This is a genomic window from Streptomyces sp. ATCC 21386, assembly GCF_018728545.1.
Lineage (GTDB): Bacteria > Actinomycetota > Actinomycetes > Streptomycetales > Streptomycetaceae > Streptomyces.
The window spans coordinates 2,305,559-2,326,828 of the sequence record NZ_JAAVVL010000001.1 but is presented as its reverse complement, the minus strand read 5'-3'; the positions used below and the strand labels follow the sequence as shown (position 1 = coordinate 2,326,828).

Sequence of the window (21,270 nt, the reverse complement as noted above, 5' to 3'; positions counted from 1 at the left end):
AGAGATGGCTGGTGGATCAGGAGGCGAAGCCCTGCTGGGCGAACAGCACGGCACCACGCCGGTACCCCTTGACCTCCCGGTCTTCGTCCATGGCGCAGGCGTACACGTTATTCAGGGCCAAGAGCTTGGCCAGGCGGGCCTCGGTCAGTGCGGCGTATGGGCCGCGCCCGTCGGAGCCTCCAGAGAGGTCGCTGAGCAAGCCGATGAGGTCCGCTGCCGTCAGGGCGGGCGGATCGCCGGCGGCGGCGAAGGCGTCACGGCAGGCATGCAGGATCGTTTCGGGCTCGCTCCCGCAGTGCAGCGCGAAGTCCTCCTGGGCTTCGGTGGCCTCGGAGACCGGCGCGCAGCAGCAGGGCTGGGACACCAGCCGGGTCAACTCCACTTCGAGCCGCAGGCGTTCGGCGAGCCGGTGGGCGAAGGTGTCGGGTCGTTCGATGGCGAGGACGCCATCTGCGTGGTCGCCGACGAGGGCGTCGAGTGCCTCGTCGAGGTCGTAGCAGTCCCGGGCGATCTCCAAGATGGCCAAGTGATGCTGGTTGGCGGACGCGGGCTCGACAGCCAGCGCCTCGGCGACACGGTCGAGGATGAAGGACAGACGGGTCAACGGACAGGGCCTTTCAGGGGAGTGGGCGTGGGTGCGGGCGAGGGAAGGCCGGGCACCGCGGAGGGCGGCGGGCCGGGCTTGGGGATCGGCGGCCGTTGTGTGTCCAGTTGCGGGGAGCGGGCGCGGGCGGCGTGAGTGCGCGCGCCGGTCGGGCGCCGGGCGAGACCGAGGCGGGCCCTTGCCGTTTCGTACACGTCGTGCCGAGCGCGCGGGCGTACGGCGACGACGTGGACCTCGGTACGGTGCGCCGCGCCGGGCGGGGCCGGACGCTGGGCGTAGACGATGCGCCAGGCGTTGCGGTGATCGACGTAGAGCTTGCGGCATCCGGCCAGTTCCTCGGTCAGCTTGCCGCCGAACAACTGGGCGTTGACGACCTTCTGGAGCTGGTCGAGGGCCAGGTCACGGATGTCGCCCGGGGCCTGGAGCAGGTCGGTCAGAGCCCTCGGGTCGAAGGACAGGCCGAAGGCTGGCCGGGGTTCGGGACCGCTCATGCGGCCTGTCCCGGCTCGCCGACCGTGGGTGGCTCGTCGGTCGGGGAACTAGCCGCCCGGGTGGAGGGTTTGGGTCCGGGCAGAAGGCGGTGGGCGGGCCGGTCCGGGTCGGTCATGCACGCGGACAGCGGCCCGCCGGGGGCGCGAACGGTGGTCATGGCATGGGTGAGGAAGTCACGGTGCCACACGAACAAGCCGCTGGGCCCGGCTTCGGGGTCCTTGTGCTGCTGGTAGGCCAGCCACAGGGCATGCAGCCAGGCGACGACACAGTCGTGTTCCTGCCACTGCTGGCACCAGGGCGTGGCTGTGGTGACCTCCGCGCCGTAGATGGGCATGAGGAAGTCGTCCACCCAGTCGCTGAGGCTGTCGAGTTCGTCCTCGTACTCCTCGCCGTCCAGTTCCAGGATCGGGCGCGGCTCCGGTGGGGCGGACGGCAACGGCAGGCCGGCGAATCCCGGGAGGCCGAAGCCGTCGAACGCGCTTGGTCCGGGCTCCGTGGACAGGCTGTCAAGCTGCTGGGCCTGCTGGGCCGACTGCTTGAGCAGCTTGCGCACGCTGGCCTCGATGCTTTCCAGATCCGTCTCTGGCAAGCGGACCGGTTCCTTTTCCCCGTCGTCGTTGGGGTTTATGGGTTCAGGCACGAAAGGGTTCTCCTTGAAGCCGCTTCCAATGGGCTGGGATGGCGGCTCCAACCATCCGGACGATCCCCGGTTTCGCTAACCGGGGATCCGCTGCTACAACGCCTTGTGCGTGACCGGCAGGAATCCGGTAATTCAGATTCCGGCCAGGTCAGACAGCCCCTGTGGATCAGGAGGACAGGACGAAGTCGTCCTGGTTCAGGGTCTGTTGCAGGGTCTCGGTCAGTCGGTCGGCGGCGATCGTCGCGTAGTGCTCGGTCTTCTCGACGCCGATGAAGTCACGGCCTTCCAGAAGGGCGGCGACGCCGGTCGAGCCGGAACCGGCGCAGAAGTCGAGCACCGTGCCCTGCTCGGGGCAGATCTTGACGAGCTCGCGCATCACCTCGACCGGCTTCTGGGTGATGTGCTGCCGGTTCTTGCCCGACGGCTGCGAGGCGCTGTAGATGCCAGGCAGATAGACCGGGTTGCGGGAGGCGTCGATGGCACCCTTGGAGGCCCAGACGATGAACTCGCAGTTCTGGGTGAAGCGGCCCTTCTGGGGCCTGGCCTGCGGCTTGTGCCAAGCCAGCACACCACGCCACAGCCATCCGGCCGCCTGGATCGCGTCCGTCGTGGTGGGGAGCTGACGCCAGTCGGTGAACAGAAGCGCCGTGCCACCGGACTTGGTGAGCCGGTGGGCTTCGGTCATGATCTGCGTCAGCCAGAACCCGTACGAGCGCTGATCCATGTTCTCGCCGGTGAAGTCCGGCAGGTTGTGGCCAGCGTCGGCGGAGGTGTACTTCTGCTTGGCGCTGCGGCTCGTGCGTTCCTTCGCAGTCCGGCCACCAGAGTTGTACGGCGGGTCGGTGATGACGGAGTCGACACAGCCATCCGGCATTTCGGCGAGGACGCTCAGCGCGTCGCCCTGATGCAGGGAAAAAGGCAAAGAGATACCCCAATTTCGGGTCGGGTGAGATGAGGGTGAAGACCTCCGACGCACGCACGTAACCCCGCAGGCCGAATGCGGGCATGACGGCACCGCTGACCTACGAAAGCGGGGTGGCGAGGGGAGGAGCCAAAACTGTAAGACACGATCCCCGGTTGAGACGCATCGCCGTCTCCCAGCCCAGGAAATCAGGGCTTGATCGCCCGCGATTTCGGCAACCGGGGATCCGCCCTTACTGTTTTGGAACTGCCCGGCGAACACCGCCGATGGCGCAGTCCCTGCCTCTGCCCTCATGGAGATTTCCCCGTGCCCCGACACACGTGACATGACGCCCCGCGCCTCGTGAGCTGAAACCAGCGCTCACGAGGTACATCCACGACTCACCCAACTCCCGTGCCGCAGCGCCCTTTCCGCCTCTGCCGCCGCCCGGCCGGGACCGCGCCTTCGAAGGACCCCCTTGTGACAGCTCTCTACCCTCCCCTGCCCGAACACCGGCCCCCGGACCGTGACTGCCGCTCGGGAGGCGTCTCAGGTTGAAGGGCATAGCCGCCGGCATCGGCGTCTTCGTCCTCTCCCCTCTCCTCCTCGCCGGCACGGCCATGCTCATGGCCTCCTCAAGCGAGGCCGCCCAGAGCACCTACTCGTCATTCAGCTGCGTGGGCGACGTCGACACCGACGCCGTCGTCAAGCAGGTCACCAAAATCCTCGACGGCGGGTCCGCCAAGGACGTCCACGTCGAGGGTCTGAGCCTTCCCGAGGAGCAGATCCCCAATGCTCAGACCATCGTGGCCACCGGGATCAGCCTCCACGTGCCGATGAAGGGCCAGGTCATCGCGCTCGCCACCGCGATGCAGGAATCACGGCTGCGCAACCTCAGCTCCGGCGACCGCGACTCGCTCGGCCTGTTCCAGCAGCGCCCGAGCCAGGGCTGGGGCACCGCCGATCAGATCCGCGATCCCGTCTACGCCTCCGAGCAGTTCTACAAGCATCTGCTCGCCGTGGACGGCTGGCAGCAGCTGACCGTCACCCAGGCCGCGCAGAAGGTCCAGCGCTCCGGCTACCCCGATGCCTACGCGCAGTGGGAGGCGCTGGCGACCGCTCTACAGAAGGCGATCGCCGCCACCTTCCCCGACTCCGACCAGGACGCCACGGAGACGGACTCCACCTCCAGCGCCGCGTCCTGCACGGCGGCCGAGGGCGGCTCCGGGTACGGCACCATCCCCGAAGGGTCGGTGCCGAAGGGCTACTCGATCCCCAAGGACGCCGATCCGAAGGCACGCAAGGCGATCGCCTGGGCGATGGCGCAGCTCGGCACGATGTACCAGTGGGGCGGCAGCTGCACCGCGCCGCACGGCCCGGACCCGATGGGCCGCTGCGACTGCAGCTCGCTGACCCAGCAGGCGTACGCGCATGCCGGCATCCAGCTCACCCGCACCACGTACACCCAGATCAACGAGGGCAAGGCCGTCTCTCCCAAGGCGCTGAAGCCCGGTGACCTGATCTTCTCCCGCGGCAGCGCCGCCCGCCCCGAACACGTCGGCATGTACATCGGCTCGGGACTCGCGATCGAGGCACCCAGAACTGGAAAGCCGGTTCGAATCACGCCTCTGGCGGACTGGGACATCCTCGCCGCCCGCCGCGTCATCTGACCCCCGGTCGGGGCGCAGACCCCGTATGCCGCCTGCATCACCAGTTCAGCGCGGGAACGGCCACGCACGGCACGTGATCCGGATCGCCGCCCTCCAAATCCCTCTGGGTCGCTTCCCTACTCCCCTGCATGCGGCCCATCGGCAGGACGACCTACCCGCCTCTCTCCCTCCTCTCTCTCGACATCACGGAGCATCTGAGTGATACCTCACCACCGCTTCCGGCACGCTCTTGCGGCTGCCTCGATGGGCCTGGCCGTCGCAGCCGGCGGCCTGGCCACCGCCTCCACCGCGCAGGCGTACGACACCGGCCATACGACGATCTCGTGCAGCGCGGTCAAGGTACGCAAGTCCCCGGCGAAGAATGCCACTGCGTTGGGCGTCGCCTACCGGCACGACAAGATCGCCTACAACCAGTTCGCGTACAAGCGCGCCGAGAAGACCTGGTACACCCGGGGCATGGTGACCCGGAAGTCCGACGGCAAGAAGATCCGCGGCTACGTGATCTACCAGTGCGCGAACCCGTACGGCAGCAACGGCGCGCCCACACCGCCGATCCCGAAGTAGCACGCCCAGGCAGCCGGATCAGAGGCTGAGCCGTAGCGCCGTCGAAGCATCTCCGGCCCGCGTTGCGGCCTCTCCCCAGCCTCGGCACGAGCGCTGCTGTGCCCTCGCACGCCACGACGCCTCGCATGCGCCGACCGGCTCGGCCAGACCCCGCACGGCTGCCGCCCGCCTCTCCGAAGCCGCCGCCTCGCACCTCCTCCTCTCCTCTTCATTGATTCCCGCGCGTCGGCTTCGACGCGCGCAAGGAGCCTCCCTTTGCACCTGTTCGACACCGTGCAGTACCTGGCCTACGACCCCGGCATCACACCCTCGGGCGGTGGCCTGCCCGGCCTCGCCGTGCTGAAGAATGTGGTCAACTCGATCAACCTGTTCGCGATCGTCGCCGTGGTCGGCGCGCTCGCCGTCTCCCTCGGCGTGTGGGCCTGGGGCCACCACACCGGCGGCCACCAGGCCGAGGCCAACGGCAAGAAGGGCGCGGTCGTTTCAGCCGGCGCCGCCCTCGGCCTCGGCGCCGCGAACGGCGTGGTCGCGTTCTTCTCCGCACTCGGGTCGCAAGTCCACTAATGCCGAAACGATTCCCCTCCCTGTCCGGCTACGGCATCGGATGGTCGACCCAGCAGCGCATCACGGTCAGCGCGATCGGCCTCGCCATCCTCCTCGCCCTCGCCGCCACCGTCGCTGTGTTCACCAGCCGCACCGGAACCAGCGACAGCCAGACCGCCACTCCGCCCAGCACGAGCAGCACCGCCTCCGCATCCGCCGACCCGACGGCGTCGGCCGGGGCCGGTTCGGTGGCGAAGCCGCCGCCGGTGGCCGACCCGGTCAACTTCGCCAAGGCCGCCGCGGCAATGCTGTGGTCGTACGACACCCGCACCACCAGCCGTGATCAGCAGCTCGCCGGGATGAAGGCGTGGCTGACGGCGGAGACGAAGTACGCCGACTGGTCCTCCCTCGCTGCCCAGGTACCGGATCCGGTGCTGTGGTCGCGGATGGCCGACCAGGACCAGTACGCCACCGCCGCCGTGGACGAGGCCCACTACCCGTCGGCGTTCAAGCAGGCCCTGGCGGACGATCCTTCGGCGATCACCGAGGCGTACATCTACGCCGTCACCGTCACCGGCAAGCAGCAGATCGCCTGGAAGAAGGGCGGGGCCGGTTCCGAGGACCGCTCGATCACCCTCGCCGTGCAGTGCCGCCCGAACACCGACTGCTCCCTGGTCTCCATCGCTCCCCGCGTCGTGCCCTGACACGCCCCGAGCCCACTCACGAAAGGAGGGGTGACTCCCTTTGGGCTTCTGTGACCTCCCCCTCGCGGACAAACTGTGCGCGGTCGGCGACGCGGTCGACTTCGCCTCCGACCCCGGTGCAGCGATCGGCAACTGGATGGCCAAATCTGCGGGCGAACTCGCCGCTGCGGCGGCCGACTTGGCCGCCGAGGCGGTCAACACCACCACCAAGGTCGACCTGAACGCGACCTGGTTCCGCGACAACTACGAGATGATCCTGCCGATCGGGCTGGTCGTCCTCGTCGCCACCTTTTGCGCCCAACTCGTGCGAGCGGCGATTCGCCGCGACGGCCAGGCCCTCACCCAGGCATTCACCGGCACCGCCATGGGCGTGCTGTTCGCCTTCACCGCGATCGCCTTCACCACCGTTGCCATCGAAGTGGTCGACGCCCTGTCCGACGGGCTGTTCAAAGCCGCCAACCTCGACATCTCCACGGCGGTGCGGCGCATCGTCAAGGTGGGACAAATCGCCTCCCTCTCCGGCCTGGGCTGGCTGGTCACCGTCTTCGTCGGCGTCGGCGCCGCCGTCGGCGCCTTCCTCTACTGGTGCGTGATGATGGTCCGCAAGGTCGGCATCCTCGTCATGGTCACCCTCGCCGTCTTCGCCGGAGCCGGCGGCGGCTGGGAGGTCGCTCGCCGCTGGCGCAAGGGCTGGATCGAAGCCACCGCCACCCTGGTCGTCTCCAAGCTCCTGATGACCGTGATCTTCGTCCTCGGGATCGCCGCGATGGGCAAGACGGAGGCCAAGGACGGCGTCGCCGCCCTCGCCGACGTCATGGCCGGCATCGTCATCCTGGCGCTGGTGCTGTTGTGCCCGTACGCGACGTTCAAGTTCGTGCACTGGGCCGCCTCCGAAGGCTCGGACGCCGAGACGCTGCACCGCTCCGGCGGAGCCGGCGCGCAGATCGCCCGCCAGCACGCCGAACGCGCCGGACGCAAGGCCGCCGCCGCGGTCGCCACCGCCGGAACCGGCGGTGCCGCGGCCGGAGCGGGCGCCGCTGCCCAGGGCCCGGACGCCGTGCCGGGCGGCTTCCCCGGCGACATCGCCACCAACCCCACGCCGGACACCCGCAAGGAAGGCGGCGGTTCAAACGCCGCGTCGTCCGAAGGCGAAGGGATCAAGAGCGGTCTGGAGAAGGCCGTGCAACCCCCGCCGACCAGCCCGCGCGACGACACCAGCGGCCACCTCGGCGGCAGCCCCGGACCGGCCTCCGGCGGCGGATCGTCCTCCGCCAGCGGATTCATGTCCGCGTCCGCGTCTCCGGCCGGCGCTTCCACCCCGCCGCCGCAGGGCGTCCCGTCGGCCCCGAACTCCGCCAGTCCGGCCGGAACCGGCACTCCGCCGCCTCCGCCCACCGGCCTCTGACCCTGCCCCCACGCCGGGACGGCACACCCGCACTCCCCTGCGCGTGTGCCGTCCCGGCCCCGCCCCGCGCTTCCCGGAACCGGCTCCTTGTCTGAACTCTCCGTCTCCCCGATCACGGTCAAATTCCCGCACCGCTCCAGGCGCGGCATTCTCCTCGGCCTCTCCCTTCCCCAACTCCTTCTCGTCTCCGCCACGTTGGCGTTGCTGCTCATCACGGTGGTGACCACCGGGCTGCTCGGCGCCATCGCCCTGACCCCCCTCTGGGCCGTCGCCGCCGCCCTGGTCGCCGTCCGCCGCAACGGCCGCTCCCTGATCGACTGGGCGCCGATCGTCGCCCGCTACGCCCACCGCCGCCGCACCGGGCAGACCCTGTGGCTGGCCCGGCCGGTCTCCCGGCCTCGCCAGGACGGCGTTCTGCACCTGCCCGGCACCGCCGCCTCGCTGAAGGTCGTCACCCCCGGCGACTCCGCCAACGGCGCAGCAGCCGTCCACGACCCGCACCACCAACGACTCACGGCCATCGCCCGAGTCAGCAGCCGCGCGTACGCCCTGCTCGATCCCGCCACTCAGAACGCGAACGTCGTGGGCTGGGGCCGGGCGTTGGCCGGCATCGCCCGCACCGGACACGTCGCCACCGTGCAGGTCCTGGAACGCACCGTCCCCGACTCCGGCGACACCCTCGCCCGCCACTGGGCCCAGCACGGCCGCGCCGACACCCCCGTCGCCGGGCAGGTGTACTCCGAACTCGTCGCCTCCGCCGGACCGGCCGCCGCCCCGCACGAGGCGTACCTGGCCATCAGCCTGGACCTCAAGGCCGCCAAGCGCCTCGTCAGCCAGGCCGGCGGCGGGCTCCCCGGAGCGTTCACAGTGCTGGAGCAGACCACTTCGGCCATCGCCCTCGCGGCGCGCAGCGCGGGGCTGACGGTGACGGGCTGGCTGAGCGCGCGGGAGGTCGCCGCGGTCATCCGCACCGCCTACGACCCGCATGCCCTGTCCGCCCTCCAGCAGTGGTCGCCGAACGGGCGGGCCGAGGCCGACCCCGCTGCGGCCGGGCCGGTGGTCCAGGTCGAGGAGTACGACCGCCTCGGCACCGACACCGCCCGCCATGCCACCTACTGGATCGAGAACTGGCCCCGCACCGAGACCACCCCCGGTTTCTTGCACGGGCTGATGTTCACCGCCGGGGTCCGCCGCAGCCTGTCCCTTATATACGTGCCGCAGGGGCTTGAGTCCGCGCTGCGCGACGTCCAGCGCAAGAAGGCTGCGATCATCGCCGACGCCAACGAGCGTGCCCGCCGCGGACAGGTGGATTCCGAGGCCGACTCGGTCGAGTACGCGGACGTCAAGGTCCGTGAGCGGCAACTGATCGCCGGCCATGCCGACGTCGCCCTTACCGGGCTACTCACCGTCAGCGCCGAAACGGACGCCGCACTCGACGCCGCGTGCGCGCAGATCGAAACCGCCGCGGTCACCGCCCAGGTCGACCTGCGAAGGCTCTTCTTCCAGCAGCCCGACGCCTTCACCCTCGCCGCCCTGCCGCTCGCCCACACGGCGCTGTGACAGTGGTGCCGAGATGACGCTCCCGCCGCGCCAGACGCCATGGCCCGCACGTCGTCTTCCTGCCCCGGCAGAGCCGCCCGGACTTCGCGCTCCCGGTGAGTACGTCGATCTTCCACCCAAACAGGCATTCTCCGCCCGGTCCTCCACCAGCCGCTCCGCGCTCACCGGTATATGCCGCTGCCGACCACCACTTCGCTCTCCTGTCCCGTCCCCGCCCTCGCTGACCTCGCCGTTCTGCGGCACCAAGGACTCCCTTGAACGCACCCCCCGCCACCGACGCGCATCCCTACCTCCGCGCCGCCACCGCCGGCCTTCGCCACCACACCCGTAGCCACGCCACCTCCGGAGCGCCGGCCGACCGCCTGCACCTGGACACGTTGCACGCCCACCTCACCGCAGCCCACCATCTGCTCGACCAGCTCACCGACACCACCCGGCCCCCGCATCCGGCCGCCGGACGTCATCTGGCCGCCGCGCACCTGCGGTTGTGGCAGGCCACCGCCGCCGTCCACGACGCCTTCCACACCGTGCCCGCCGACACCGAAGGCACCAGCGCCGAGGAGTGCCGACCCGAGCGGCTCCCCGACGGCCCGCTGGTGCTCACCATCTGCCAGCGGCACCTGTCCGCCTCCCACGCGATCCGCCGCAAGACCACCCCCACCGGCCTCGCCACGCCACTGCACGGCCACACCACCAACTGCACCGTCTAGAACCCGCGCCGAATCGAGCCCGCCCCGCCATGACCCACCGGCCCGCCCGACGCGCCCGCCGCGCCTCGGCCTCCCCCCTGTTCACCCCCCACGGCACCGACCGGGCCAGCCGCAAGACCGCTCGCCGTCAGCTCGCCGAAGCCGCCGCCAAGGCCCGCGCCGAAGCCACCGCCCACCCGGACGGCAGCGAGCCTGTCGAGCCGGAGATGCCGCCTCCGCTGTTTCCGCCCCGCGGCCGTCGCGGCCCCGGCTCCGCTCGCGGAGGACGGCTGAAGCTGCCGCAGCACCGCATGACCACCGCCACCGCATCCGGGGCGTATCCCTTCCTCGCCGAAGGCGGTCTCGGGGCCGAGGGCATCTACATCGGCCGCGATGTCCACGCAGAAGCGTCCTTCACCTTCGATCCCTTCTCCCTGTACGGGCGCCTCGAAGGGTTCACCAACCCCAACATCCTGCTCGCCGGTGTAATCGGCCAGGGCAAGAGCGCGCTGGCCAAGTCCTTCGCCCTGCGCTCTATCGCCCACGGCTACCGCGTCTACGTGCCCTGCGACCCCAAGGGCGAATGGACCCCGGTCGCCTCCGCACTCGGCGGCACCTCTATCGCTCTCGGCCCCGGCCTGCCCGGCAAACTCAACCCGCTGGACGCCGCCCCACGTCCGGACAATGTGCCGGAGGCCGACTGGGCGGGGGAGATCCGCAAGCGCCGTCTGCTCCTGCTCGGCTCCCTCGCGCGCACCGTTCTCGGCCGCGACCTGCTGCCGATGGAACACACCGCGCTCGACGTCGCCCTCGACGCGGTCGTCGCCCAGGCCGCCACCGTCCACCGCACCCCGCTGTTGGGCGACATCGCGGCCACCCTCAACCATCCCGACCAGCTCGATGCCGCCGCAGGTGTCATGTCCGGACGGCTCGGCGAGGCCGCCCGCGACCTCGCCCACGCCATGCGGAGATTGGTCCACGGCGACCTGGCCGGCATGTTCGACGCCCCCTCCACCGTGCGGTTCGATCCCACCTCGCCGATGCTCACCATCGACCTGTCCAGGCTCGGTGGTTCCGGCGACGACACCGCCCTCGTCCTCGCTATGACCTGCGCCTCCGCCTGGATGGAATCCGCCCTCACCGACCCGCACGGGGGTCGGCGCTGGATCGTCTACGACGAAGCCTGGCGCCTGATGCGGCATCCCGGACTCCTCCAGCGCATGCAGTCCCAGTGGAAACTCTCCCGCGGCCTGGGCATCGCCAACCTCATGGTCATCCACCGGCTGTCCGACCTGCTCACCGCCGGCGACGCCGGATCACAAGGCCGCGCCCTCGCCGAGGGCCTCCTGGCTGACTGCTCCACCCGCATCATCTACCGCCAGGAAACCGACCAACTCCACGCCGCCGCAGCCCTGCTGGGGCTCACCTCGGTCGAGACCGGCGCCATCGCCCACCTCAACCGCGGACGCGGCCTGTGGCGCGTCGCCGGACGATCTTTCATCGTCCAACATCAACTCCACCCGCACGAACTGGCGCTGTTCGACACCGACGCCCGCATGCACTAGATCCCGCATAAATGCGCACAAATTGAAGCCACGGAGACATCATCGAATCACACCCGACCGCCTCGCTCATCCCGCTGCTCGATGAGGACGAACTGGCTGCCCTCGCCCACGACATCCAGGAGAACGGGCTCCTGCAGCCCATCGTCCTCGACCGCCAAGGACGCGTCCTCGACGGACGCGGCCGGCTCACCGCATGCGAACGCGCCGGCATGGAACCGGTCTTCGTCACCTTCGAGGGCGACACCCCCGACGTCTACGTCCTGTCGGTCAATCTCCGGCGCCGCAGCCTGACCAAGGGGCAGTCCGCGATGATCACGGTCAAGGCCCGTTCCGTTTCGGAACAAGGCGGCCGTTCCGGCTCGGAACAGACAGCGCGTTCCGTTTCGGAACAGCTCGGCGTCGCCCTGGCCGTGATGGGGCGCGCGAGCACCGTCCTGCAGCACGCACCCGACCTCGTGGACCCAGTGATCAGCGGCGACATGGGCCTCGACGAGGCGTACGCCGTCGCCCGGCAGAACAAGGCGCAAGCCGACTCGGCAGAGGCACAGCTCGCCCGGCTGCGCGAGGAGGACCCCAAGCTCGCCGACCGCGTTACCACGCAGGAGCTGACGCTGCAGGGTGCCTGGGCGGAGCGCAAGGCCCGCGTGGAAGAGGACCTGCGCCAGCGCAGGGTCGCCACTCAGCTGCTGTGCGAGGTTCTGCCCTCGCTCGCCCAGGTCCGGGGCAGCCGTACCTTCGCCCTGTACGACCCCGAACTCGCGCCGCCCGGACGCGCCGTGACCCGCAAGGTGATCGAGCACGCGGCAACAGCGCTGGCCGAGATGGCGGCGGTCTGGAAGGAGCGTGACCTTCCGTGATCCACGTATCCGACCCGGCTCTGCGGAAGATCGCCCTGGAAGCCGCCGAACAGGTCACCACCGATATCGGACGCATCCACACGGCCGACTTCCAGGAAGCGATCTGCGAACGGCTCCGCCGGCACAAGGAACTGTTCGAGGCGACCATCCCGAAGGCCGCTGCGGGAATGGCCCGTGACTTCGGAGAACGCCGCAGCCCGCGCCGCCACCGCAAAACCGGCGGGCTGTACCACCCGGAGAGTATCCTCAGGCTCGGCAACGGCATCTGGGTGTGGATGAAGGACGCCACCCCCACCGACATGACCCAGTGGGGCCGTCTGTCCTCCCGGAACACCGTCCAGATCATCACGGCTGAGGCAGAGAGACAGCGGTACGTCCTCGACCGCACGGATGCCTTCCGGGGGCACCCCTCCTGCGAACGGCTCGGCCCGCTGGAAGAGGCCGTCTTCCACTACCAGCAGGGCACCCTCGACGACCTCGCGTTCGACGAGACATAGCCTGGCAGTCCTTCACTCATCCGACGTTCCGCAAGCTCGGCGTGAAGGAGGACAGGTCGGTGCGAGGCTGGGGCTTGGGCACTTTGGAGGGCGTGGAGGGCGGCTGCGCTCCACCCGCCTGCCGCGCCGAAACCCTCGCCGCCGCCGTCGCTGCCGGCATCTACCACTTGAACGCGCGCGCTCCCGTACGCCCACTTCCGCCGGCGGTCATCACTGACACGCCCGGCACACCCCAACCATGACCTTCTCCTTCATCGATCACCGCACCCTCACCGCAGTCGACATCGCGGCCTTCGAACAGCTCATCGCCGCCCGAGAGGAGTACGGCCCCTACGGCAGCCCACCTCCGCGACCCGAGCCCCCCGACGGCGAGTGGGTGCTGTTCATGTACACAACGCTCACCGCACCCGGCGGCAAACGGCTGGAAACCGAAGGGATTTTCAAGCGCTGGGGAACGACACAGCTCGTCGACATGCTGTTCACACCCTGGGGCCAGGCGCTCCCCGACCGCGAGCCCGACGACGACAGCGCACCTACCGCCCGCCGCCCGGCCGGTCCGGCGCCTTCCCCACCCTCGTCTTCGCCCCGTCGCCCACACACGCGGTAACCACCCGCCGACCCAGCCCGGCACCCCTGCCGCCCTGGACTCCGCGACACAGGCTGTACGTGATCTCACCGACCGGCTGCACGCCGCCCGCTCCAACGTCGAAGCCGCCCGCCTCCTCGACCAGATCCTGGAGGGCGAAGACCTGCACGTCGCCGACGAACGCATGCAGGCCCTCGCCCTCCCACAGCGCCAGAGCTGGCGTGCCCTTCCATCCGCTGCGGGGCGGGAAGCAGTCGGTGTCGTCGCAGGAGGCCGTCCAGATCGGCCCGTTGAGCGACCGTGCGAACTCGAAGATCACGGCAACGAACTGACGGCCCTACAGACACCCCGATGCGTCCGTTTCGCCTCGCCACCAACTGCGTTGAGGAGTCGCAATTGCACCGCCCCACCGATCGTTCCGGCTGGTCCGAAGAGGACTGGGCCGCGTACATGCAATGCCAAGACGAGCACGACGTCATGATGGCCCAAGTCGCTGACCGGGAAGCTCAGATGGAGCACGGAGTCATCGACTCCTACGACGAGTACGAGTTCACCTGGGACGATCCGGTCCCCCGCTGGCAGCGGCCGTCGCCGCAGCCCTCACTTCCCGGCACACCACCAGCGACGGCACTGCGGCGCGCTCGCTGACCACGGATCCCCGCACGGGCCAACCCCACCCCAACATCCGCCACGCCCATCAGCCCGCACCCACCACCGCGCCGGGCCCGACGGCACCTCTGACCCACCTGACCTGGAGTACCCCTGCAGCACCCCGACTTCGAGCAGTACGACAACGTCGGCCGCACCGCCGACCAGATCCACGCCTACCACACCCGCTCCGCCACAAGGGACGACCTGTACCGCTGGGCCGATCGCGATGCCGAAGCCTTCCGCACTCGGCACACTCTGCCGCCCGAGCCCTTCCCCGCCCCAGATCTGAGTCCCTACCGCGAGGCTCTGGAGGCGGCCGAGACTCCGGCCGAGTTCAGCACAGCACTCAACGCCCTGCTGGCCGTAGTCGCGCCGTTCCTCAACGAGGTCATCGAGCACCTGGCCGCCACGGCCAAGTGGAAGGGCCAAAACCGCGGAGCCGAACCCGAGTCACCGCCCTGGCTGCTCCGCGGCGCCGCCAGCAGCATCGCTTCAGCACTGGCCATGGCGACCGAAGCGGATCTGAAGATCCTCCGCGCGCACTACGACCCGCCGCCGGACCTCGACGCGCCCATGAAGCAGACCCGCGCTGCTCCCGGCACGCCCCCGGCCCCGCCCGGACCGCAACCCGGCTCCGGAGGCCCACGGCGCTGAGCGCCGACGGAACAACCACCCGCCGCAGCACCTCAGGAGCCAATGCCCCCGTCTCGCACCGATCTGTCCGCCTTCGCCTCCGCCCTCGCCGAACGCCTGCCTGACGCCTGGACGAGCGAGTATCACCGCCACACCGCCTACGAGAACCAGTTCCCCACCGTCGAAGGGCTCTGGGACGCCGGCCACGTCGACTACATCGTCAGCCAGTACGTCCTCGGCCATGACGCCGTCCTCCACGGCCCTCACGGACAGCAGCTCTACGTCACCGACCGGCCGTTGTACCGCCACCAGTTCGTGGTGGCCCCGCTGGAGCCCGAGGGCTTCAAAACCCACCAGATCTCCCCAGTGCGTGAGCCGGACGGCATCGCTGTTCCCAATGATCCGGTCCGAGCCGCCGCCGCAGTCATCCGACGCGTGCTGCCCCGCTACCGGGCGGCTCTGGACGCTGTCCGTCACAACGCCCTCGTCCAGCCCGAGCCGCCGCACCGCCAGCCCGCGCCCGAGGTCGCCCAGACACTCACGCTGGTCTGGTATCCGGACGGCGTGGTGGGCGCCCCGTACGACTCGGTGCCCGAGGAGGCACGCATGACGCTGTTCGGCTGCAACTTCCAGTACAGCCCGCACGAGTTCGCCTTCGTGCTGCCGGCCTCCTACAGCTCCAAGGAGCGCGCCTTGCTGGTCCAACTCGTCGCTCTGCGGCTCACGCTCCAGGGCATCGGTGTCAACTTCCGCCGCGCCGCTCCCCTCCCTTCCCCTCCGGCAACTGCCTCGAGCAAGGCGCTGACGACGATCTCCGCAGCCTCGACGTCCGCCACCCGGCGCTAGAACCCGGTTCCCGTATCAAGGAGTTGCCACTGTCCGATCCCGACCAGCGGATGCTGCTGCACGACGTGGCCGACCGGCTCAACACCGTCGCCGATCACCTTCCGCTCCCCGACCAGATCCGCCCGGATCCAGGACTGAGCGAGATCCTGGACGACGAAGTCCGCCACCTGGCCCGCCTGCTGGGATTTCTGGCCGGGGAGAGCGCCTTCCGCCACCGGGCCGCCGCCCGCTACCCGGCCCGGACCACGGCCACGGTGCGCCGCACGACCCTCGCGCTCGCGAGCGCCGCCGAACCCACCGGGCTCGCGCTCGCCGCCCTCGGCGCCGCCGTCCACCACCTCGGCCATCTCGCCGACCTCACCCGCCAGGCCCCCGGCCCCGCCCGCGACCAGGCGGTCACCGCCGCGCACCTAGGGCTCGTGGACCGCCTCGGCGACAGCCGCATCCACCTCGCCCGCGCCGCGAAACACCTGCGTGCCGCAGCCGACACTCGGACGGCACCGGCCGCGACCACCGTGCCCTCCGCGCTATCGGCCACCGCTACCCCATCCCGTTCCCGCTGATCCCCTCCCCCGGAGCACCCTCATTTTCCCGCACATCTCCGCCCGCCGCACCGCCCTCCTCCTTGCCGCGGTCGCAACCGTCACGCTGACCGCGTCCGCCTGCACCACCTCCCACACGAGCAGTCCTGACGCCGCAGCCAAAGCCACCCGCACCGCCTCCCCCACGCCGACCGCCGTCCCGGCGCTGACGAAGCAGGAGGCCCTCGCCCAGATCGCCCGCTACTCCAAGATCAACAACGAGGCCAACGCCGACAACAACCGCACGCTCCTCGGCACCATCGAGGATGGCCCGCTGTACGCGATGTCGGTCGCGGACTACAAGGAGGACGAGGGCCTGCCCAAGGCCGACCGCGAGAAGTACAAGCCGTGGTCGTACGACCTCGCCTCCACGAACGTCTACATCCCGCGCTTCACCGCCGACCAGCAGAAGTGGTTTGCCGCTGTTACCTACAGCGGCAAGAACGACACGTACGCCCGCGTGCTGATCATGGCCGAGCAGGCCGGGACGAAGCGGTGGGAGATGGTCGCGGCCGTCGACCTCGACGACAAGAAGCAGGCTCCGAAGATCGCTCTCGACGCGGACGGCTATGCCACCGCGATCGACGCCACCTCAATGAAGAACGTCGCCGCCCCGGTCGACGTCCTGCGCGCGGCCGTCACGGACAATTTCGTCAGTGGCGGCGACACCACCGGCAAGAGGGTGTTCGCCTCCTCGAAGGCGTCCGCCCGGCAGATCAAGGCCCACGACTCGACCGTCCACAAGTTCGGCAGCCGCGGCACCACCGTGTTCTCCGCCTCCACCCCGGAGTTCACCGACAGCTACGCGCTCAAGACCGCCGACGGCCACGCCCTCGTCGTCTTCGCGCACACGCACACCCAGCGCGACGCGGTCGCCTACTCCGGGCTCGAGATCGTGCCGGAGAAGAAGGACCGCGCCTGGCTCGGCACGACCAACAGCCTGTCCTTTACCTACAGGTTCACCTGCTCCGACGTTGCCGCCGTCCCCACCACGCCGGGCAAGTCGACGCTGATCGGTTACACCTGCCGCCGCACCGAGGCCCACAGTATGACCACTTCCTCGTGACCACCGCCACCCCGACGCACGACACGAGGAACCGCCTTGCACATAACCGAGTTCACCCATGCGCTCGCCGAGCGCCTGCCTGGCTGGCAGCCCGACCCCACCTCGGTATCCATCGCCGACGACCCGGCCAGCAACCGGATCTGGGACAGCGGTCCCCTGCCCTACGCCGCGTTTCAAACGGACGATGTCCAGCGCAGCGTGCTGACGCACCACTGGGGCCTGCAGCTGTACGTCATGCCCCGCCCCCACCGCCCGGACCAGTACCTGGTGCTGCCGATGCTGCCCGCCAACACCAGTCACCAGCACGTCCAGGGCCTCAGAGCCCCGCGCGGCATCGCCGTGCCCGCCGACCCCGTCCGGGCCGCGGCCAGGATGCACCGCCGCCTGCTGGCCGACTACCGCTTCGCGTCCCCCACGCCGATCCGGCGCAGCAGCCCCGGCCACCTCCAAGTCCACGTCGCCCTCGACGATCAACGACGTCCGCGGATCCGCACCGGCTACATCGGCGCCTTCATCGAACTGCTCGCGCACGGCGGTTTTCTGCTCGACCCTGCCACGGGCGAATGCCACCTGCCGGACACCATCACCCCCGACCAAGCCCGGCGCCAGCTGATCAAGACCCTGCAGCGCCTGCGGCACCGCGACTTCCACGTCACCGTGCACACCATCGAGGGCGCGCGCTCCCACCCACCCCTTCCACGGGTAAACCCGCGCAAGGGGAACCGCCGATGAGTCAGAGCCACGACACCTTCGTCCACGCCCGCCTGGCCACCTGGCAGCGTCGCGTCAACGAGACCGCCGCCGGACTGGTCCCGCCGCAGACCGGCAGCGCGCAGGCTGCCCTCGTGCCCGTACTGGACCAACTGGTCTCCGTGTACAACCTCTCCTCCGGCCTCGTCGCCGATCTGCGGCAGTCCGCCGACAGCTCCCTCGCGACGACCGACGCGGGACGTGCGTATCTGGCTCAGCTGGCCAACGCCCTCGCGCACAGCAACCGCGCGGCCACCCACCTGAGCACGACGGTGATCGGGCTCGCCGACGCCCACCGGTTCACCCTTCGCCCCGGCACTGCCACCCCGGTCGAGAGCCAGCTGAGCATCACCCTCGGCCACGCCGCCGCGTTGCGCAGCCTCCAGCGTGCTCTCGAAGCCGTCACCAGCGCGCTCGCTGAGGCTCAGCCCGGTTCGGCGTCTTCCCCGATGCCGACTGTCAGCGAGCAGCACCGCCGGGTCGCCGACGCCGGTGGCGCCCATCCCGTACGCCGCCGCCCCTGAAGCGCATGCGTCAACCACCCATCATCCGCACGTCCTTGGAGAACTCCCTGGCCACCCGTTCCTTCATCGCCCGCCCGACCGACACCGGATATGCCGGCGTCTACGTCCACTGGGACGGCTACCCCAGCCACCACCTCCCCCTGCTGCTCGGCGCCCACCAGTACCGTTTCGACGGTGACCTCCACGCTCTGTGCCAGCACCTGATCGACGAAGCACCCGAGGGCTGGTCCCAGTTGGGCACTGACCTCCTCGACAGCGCCCCCGACCTCCTGCGCGCCGAACTCATCGGCGGCGACGAACACCCCAGCAGCAAGCACGACAACGTCCACGTCATCACTATCGGTGCAGCCGACCCTGAGCCGTGGAGCGTCACCGAGAAGTCCCACGGGGGCCTGGACTGGGGGTACGTCCTGCACCCGCACGGCATCGAAGTCATCTCCCTCCACGCGGAAGACCGCGGCCCTGTCGTGGCCTGGGACACCGATCCCCGGGCCCGGTTCAGCAACGGCACCCACCGCTGGCGCCCTGGCCACCCGATCCCGGCCACCCTGCCGCCCCGGGCGACCGCCCCGAGCACACCAGCAGCAGCTCCCGCGCCGACCGCCACGCCTCGTACCGCGCCCCGCCGCTGACCCCTTCTCGTCCCTCTGCCGCGGAGAACCTCCTGCACTCCCCCACCGCCAAGATCACCGTCGTAATCGCCACTCAACTGCGCCCCGATCGGCTCGACCACCTGACGGCCATGTACGAGAGCCTCACCCGGCAGAGCGTGCCCTGGGAGGCGGTGATCGGGCTCGATGGCGCAGACCCCACACGCCTGCCGACGCCCCTCGCCGACGACCCGCGCGTCCGCATACTCGCGCTACCCCGGCCGGTCGGCGCCGCCTGCGCCCGCAACCTCGCCCTGGGCGACGTCCGCACCGAGTACGTCAACTGGGCTGACGACGACGATGAGTTCATCGACGACGCCATGGCCGTACGCCTACGCACCCTGGAGACGACCGGCTTGGGCTGGTGCGCGGGATACAGCGAGGACCTTCATCCGGACGGTTCGACCTCTCTGTGGCGGTGCCCGACACCGCCCGGCCGGCACGAGGCCGGAGACGTGTGGACCTACTGGACGAGGCCCGAGGACACCATCCCGATCGGGCCGACCACGATCCTCGCGCGCACCGACCTTGTGCGCGCGGCCCCGATGGGCGGGCTCGTCCAGGGCGAGGACTACATGGCGGCGATCGGCGTCACCTGCCTCGCGCCGGGCATCCTGCTGCCTGTCCCGGTCTACCGCTACCGCAAACACCCAGGTCAGATGACCCGCCAGGACGGCTATGACGTCCTGGAGCCGGGGGCTCGGCGGCATGCGTGGAATTACGGACGCAGCCTGCGGGCCACCCTCTCCGGCCGGGAGACGAGCGATGCGGCCGGGGTGGTCTGATGTCTTCCTCCGTCACCCCGGCCACGCTCGATTACCTGGCTCGGCGTCTGGACGAGCTGGCCGCCCAATTCCCCACCAGCCCGGACGCTGTCGACCTGGTCACGCTTGCCGACGACATCGGCACGCTGGGCCACCATCTGCAGCAGGCCATCGAACGCGCGCAGGAGCGGTTCACCGCGCCGGAGACGGTCTATCCGCCCGAACGCGTCGCCCTGGTCCGGCTCGCCAGGGCCACCGCCGGTATCGCGCGAGCTCTGGACACACTCGCCGAGGCCCTGACCTACGCCACGACCGGCTTCCAGCGCGAGGCCGTGGAGGACCTCGCCCACTCGCCTCTGCGCAACGACCCCGAGGTCCTGCGGATCATGACGGCCGAGAAATACGTCGCGGCCCGCGCTCACCTGCGCCACACCGCCGCTGCCCTGCGCACGACATCCACACCGGCTGGGTCATCCACGCCACGAACGACCGGGCTACAGACCCAGCCTGCTGCTGGCCCGCAGCCACGGCAGCCGAACCGCCACTGAGCCTGTCGAAGGACCCCCGAGATGCCCCCGAACCCTCCTGCCGAAATCCGGCTCGCCTACAGCCGCGCCGCCGGCCTGGTCGCCATCGCCCACGGCGAGCAGTACCGGTGGGCCCACACCGCCCTGGAACAGGCCGAATTCACCAAACGGGACGACGGAAGCTACAGCACCCCCGGCCCCGACGTCCGCGCTGCCGCCGCAAGACTGCTGCCCCTCGCCCACCGCCACCACGCCACCGTGGACGTCAGCAGCCGCCCGTTCCTCGGCGACATCGCCGACCGGATCGCCGAGCTGCTGCCCAGGAAGTGGACCGCGAAGGTCGAGATCTACGCCCATCCCGTCTGGCAAGGGGACCTGCTGCCCTGGCTATGGGACCGCGGTGAACTCGTCCGGACGGTGGAGGACCAGCGGGTGCCGTACGCGGCGACGCTCACTAGCGACACCGGCGTCGAATTGCTGCTCGCGGCACGGGGCGAGGATCCCCGGCGCGGCTATCTGGTCGGGGCGCTCGCCTCCCACCTGGAGTTCGGCAACAGCTACGCCAACCCTTACGCGCCGTCCAGCATCGTGCTCCCCTCCCAGCCGGACCTGGCGGCCGAGGCCATCACGGATGCGTTCCTGCCCGCCTACCACCGGGCCCTGCACGCACGGCGTCTGGACGCCGTGATCACGGCACTGGACGAACTGCGCGCCGAGTACGACGATATGACGGCGATCTGGTCATCCGGCCGCTCCAGCGACGGAACCCTCCTCGACGGCCAGCGGCTGAGGGAGGCGAACCGGGCCTTCGCCGAGCGCGCCTGGCGCACCTTCCGTCCCGTCCTCACCCACGCGCCCAGCCTGCTGCAACAGTGCGGGGCCATGGTCGCGGACGGTTCTGCCGACACCGACATCGTGGCCCAGCTGAGCGAGGTGCTCGCCTCCAGCCAGGCGGCACTCGATGCCTGGCCACACAGCCAGAACCCCACCTCCACCCAGCC

The 21,270-nt window shown here is 70.1% G+C and carries 26 protein-coding genes; 21 read left to right on the top strand and 5 right to left on the bottom strand.

What is annotated here, in order from left to right:
• Positions 1-16 precede the first annotated feature (16 nt).
• The 4 genes from GWK25_RS10135 to GWK25_RS10120 all read right to left on the bottom strand — a co-directional run bounded on the left by GWK25_RS10135 (position 17) and on the right by GWK25_RS10120 (position 2,658).
• Positions 17-604: a hypothetical protein gene (locus GWK25_RS10135; protein ID WP_215449474.1), complete on the bottom strand. Its 588-nt coding sequence runs from the start codon at positions 602-604 to the stop codon at positions 17-19.
• On the bottom strand, positions 601-1,095 hold the full coding sequence (locus GWK25_RS10130; protein ID WP_215449473.1) for a type II toxin-antitoxin system RelE/ParE family toxin: 495 nt from the start codon (positions 1,093-1,095) through the stop codon (positions 601-603). The genes GWK25_RS10135 and GWK25_RS10130 overlap by 4 nt, the downstream gene beginning before the upstream one ends.
• Positions 1,092-1,685, bottom strand: coding sequence for a DUF4913 domain-containing protein (locus GWK25_RS10125; RefSeq protein ID WP_251828800.1), 594 nt, complete (start codon positions 1,683-1,685; stop codon positions 1,092-1,094). Before GWK25_RS10125 ends, GWK25_RS10130 begins: the two co-directional genes overlap by 4 nt.
• 217 nt (positions 1,686-1,902) lie before the next feature.
• The gene (locus GWK25_RS10120; protein ID WP_215449471.1) at positions 1,903-2,658 is read right to left on the bottom strand and encodes a site-specific DNA-methyltransferase; all 756 of its coding nucleotides are present in this window, start codon (positions 2,656-2,658) and stop codon (positions 1,903-1,905) included.
• Between the two features lie 533 nt (positions 2,659-3,191).
• Here GWK25_RS10120 and GWK25_RS10115 point away from each other — a divergent pair.
• The 10 genes from GWK25_RS10115 to GWK25_RS10070 all read left to right on the top strand — a co-directional run bounded on the left by GWK25_RS10115 (position 3,192) and on the right by GWK25_RS10070 (position 12,691).
• Complete coding sequence (locus GWK25_RS10115) at positions 3,192-4,307, top strand: C40 family peptidase (RefSeq protein ID WP_215449470.1); 1,116 nt, start codon at positions 3,192-3,194, stop codon at positions 4,305-4,307.
• A 243-nt stretch (positions 4,308-4,550) separates the two neighbouring features.
• Positions 4,551-4,871: a hypothetical protein gene (locus GWK25_RS10110; RefSeq protein ID WP_215449469.1), complete on the top strand. Its 321-nt coding sequence runs from the start codon at positions 4,551-4,553 to the stop codon at positions 4,869-4,871.
• 255 nt (positions 4,872-5,126) lie between these two features.
• On the top strand, positions 5,127-5,435 hold the full coding sequence (locus GWK25_RS10105) for a DUF6112 family protein (RefSeq protein WP_215449468.1): 309 nt from the start codon (positions 5,127-5,129) through the stop codon (positions 5,433-5,435).
• Positions 5,435-6,118: a hypothetical protein gene (locus tag GWK25_RS10100; protein ID WP_215449467.1), complete on the top strand. Its 684-nt coding sequence runs from the start codon at positions 5,435-5,437 to the stop codon at positions 6,116-6,118. The genes GWK25_RS10105 and GWK25_RS10100 overlap by 1 nt, the downstream gene beginning before the upstream one ends.
• Before the next feature lie 40 nt (positions 6,119-6,158).
• Entirely contained in the window at positions 6,159-7,523 is a 1,365-nt protein-coding gene (locus tag GWK25_RS10095; protein WP_215449465.1) for a type IV secretion system protein, read from the top strand.
• Positions 7,524-7,610: 87 nt separating this feature from the next.
• Entirely contained in the window at positions 7,611-9,083 is a 1,473-nt protein-coding gene (locus GWK25_RS10090; protein ID WP_215449463.1) for an SCO6880 family protein, read from the top strand.
• A gap of 254 nt (positions 9,084-9,337) precedes the next feature.
• Complete coding sequence (locus tag GWK25_RS10085) at positions 9,338-9,793, top strand: DUF6238 family protein (protein WP_215449462.1); 456 nt, start codon at positions 9,338-9,340, stop codon at positions 9,791-9,793.
• Between the two features lie 29 nt (positions 9,794-9,822).
• On the top strand, positions 9,823-11,337 hold the full coding sequence (locus GWK25_RS10080) for an ATP-binding protein (protein WP_215449460.1): 1,515 nt from the start codon (positions 9,823-9,825) through the stop codon (positions 11,335-11,337).
• A 38-nt stretch (positions 11,338-11,375) separates the two neighbouring features.
• On the top strand, positions 11,376-12,194 hold the full coding sequence (locus tag GWK25_RS10075) for a ParB/RepB/Spo0J family partition protein (protein ID WP_308404476.1): 819 nt from the start codon (positions 11,376-11,378) through the stop codon (positions 12,192-12,194).
• A complete protein-coding gene (locus GWK25_RS10070; protein ID WP_215449457.1) occupies positions 12,191-12,691 on the top strand; it encodes a hypothetical protein in 501 nt (166 codons plus the stop codon). Before GWK25_RS10075 ends, GWK25_RS10070 begins: the two co-directional genes overlap by 4 nt.
• 533 nt (positions 12,692-13,224) lie before the next feature.
• Here GWK25_RS10070 and GWK25_RS10065 read toward each other — a convergent pair.
• Positions 13,225-13,596, bottom strand: a complete 372-nt coding sequence (locus tag GWK25_RS10065) for a hypothetical protein (protein ID WP_215449456.1) — start codon at positions 13,594-13,596, stop codon at positions 13,225-13,227.
• A 191-nt stretch (positions 13,597-13,787) separates the two neighbouring features.
• On the opposite strand from GWK25_RS10065, the gene GWK25_RS10060 reads away from it, so the two are divergent.
• The 11 genes from GWK25_RS10060 to GWK25_RS10010 all read left to right on the top strand — a co-directional run.
• Positions 13,788-13,925, top strand: coding sequence for a hypothetical protein (locus tag GWK25_RS10060; protein ID WP_215449455.1), 138 nt, complete (start codon positions 13,788-13,790; stop codon positions 13,923-13,925).
• A 507-nt stretch (positions 13,926-14,432) separates the two neighbouring features.
• A complete protein-coding gene (locus GWK25_RS10055) occupies positions 14,433-14,582 on the top strand; it encodes a hypothetical protein (RefSeq protein ID WP_215449453.1) in 150 nt (49 codons plus the stop codon).
• A gap of 42 nt (positions 14,583-14,624) precedes the next feature.
• The gene (locus tag GWK25_RS10050; RefSeq protein ID WP_215449452.1) at positions 14,625-15,407 is read left to right on the top strand and encodes a hypothetical protein; all 783 of its coding nucleotides are present in this window, start codon (positions 14,625-14,627) and stop codon (positions 15,405-15,407) included.
• A 23-nt stretch (positions 15,408-15,430) separates the two neighbouring features.
• The gene (locus GWK25_RS10045; RefSeq protein WP_251828799.1) at positions 15,431-15,970 is read left to right on the top strand and encodes a hypothetical protein; all 540 of its coding nucleotides are present in this window, start codon (positions 15,431-15,433) and stop codon (positions 15,968-15,970) included.
• Positions 15,882-17,054 carry a hypothetical protein gene (locus GWK25_RS10040; protein WP_251830810.1) on the top strand — a complete coding sequence of 391 codons (1,173 nt, stop codon included), beginning with the start codon at positions 15,882-15,884 and terminating at the stop codon, positions 17,052-17,054. Before GWK25_RS10045 ends, GWK25_RS10040 begins: the two co-directional genes overlap by 89 nt.
• Before the next feature lie 36 nt (positions 17,055-17,090).
• Entirely contained in the window at positions 17,091-17,786 is a 696-nt protein-coding gene (locus GWK25_RS10035) for a hypothetical protein (protein ID WP_215449450.1), read from the top strand.
• Positions 17,783-18,328: a hypothetical protein gene (locus GWK25_RS10030; RefSeq protein ID WP_215449449.1), complete on the top strand. Its 546-nt coding sequence runs from the start codon at positions 17,783-17,785 to the stop codon at positions 18,326-18,328. The genes GWK25_RS10035 and GWK25_RS10030 overlap by 4 nt, the downstream gene beginning before the upstream one ends.
• 5 nt (positions 18,329-18,333) lie before the next feature.
• Positions 18,334-18,960 (top strand): hypothetical protein, encoded by a 627-nt coding sequence (locus tag GWK25_RS10025; RefSeq protein WP_251828798.1) that lies wholly within the window; start codon positions 18,334-18,336, stop codon positions 18,958-18,960.
• Positions 18,961-19,070: 110 nt separating this feature from the next.
• Entirely contained in the window at positions 19,071-19,763 is a 693-nt protein-coding gene (locus GWK25_RS10020) for a glycosyltransferase (RefSeq protein ID WP_251828797.1), read from the top strand.
• Positions 19,763-20,290 carry a hypothetical protein gene (locus GWK25_RS10015; RefSeq protein ID WP_215449448.1) on the top strand — a complete coding sequence of 176 codons (528 nt, stop codon included), beginning with the start codon at positions 19,763-19,765 and terminating at the stop codon, positions 20,288-20,290. The genes GWK25_RS10020 and GWK25_RS10015 overlap by 1 nt, the downstream gene beginning before the upstream one ends.
• A 21-nt stretch (positions 20,291-20,311) precedes the next feature.
• Positions 20,312-21,270, top strand: a 959-nt coding sequence (locus tag GWK25_RS10010; RefSeq protein ID WP_215449447.1) for a hypothetical protein, incomplete at its 3' end; no start/stop codon positions are given.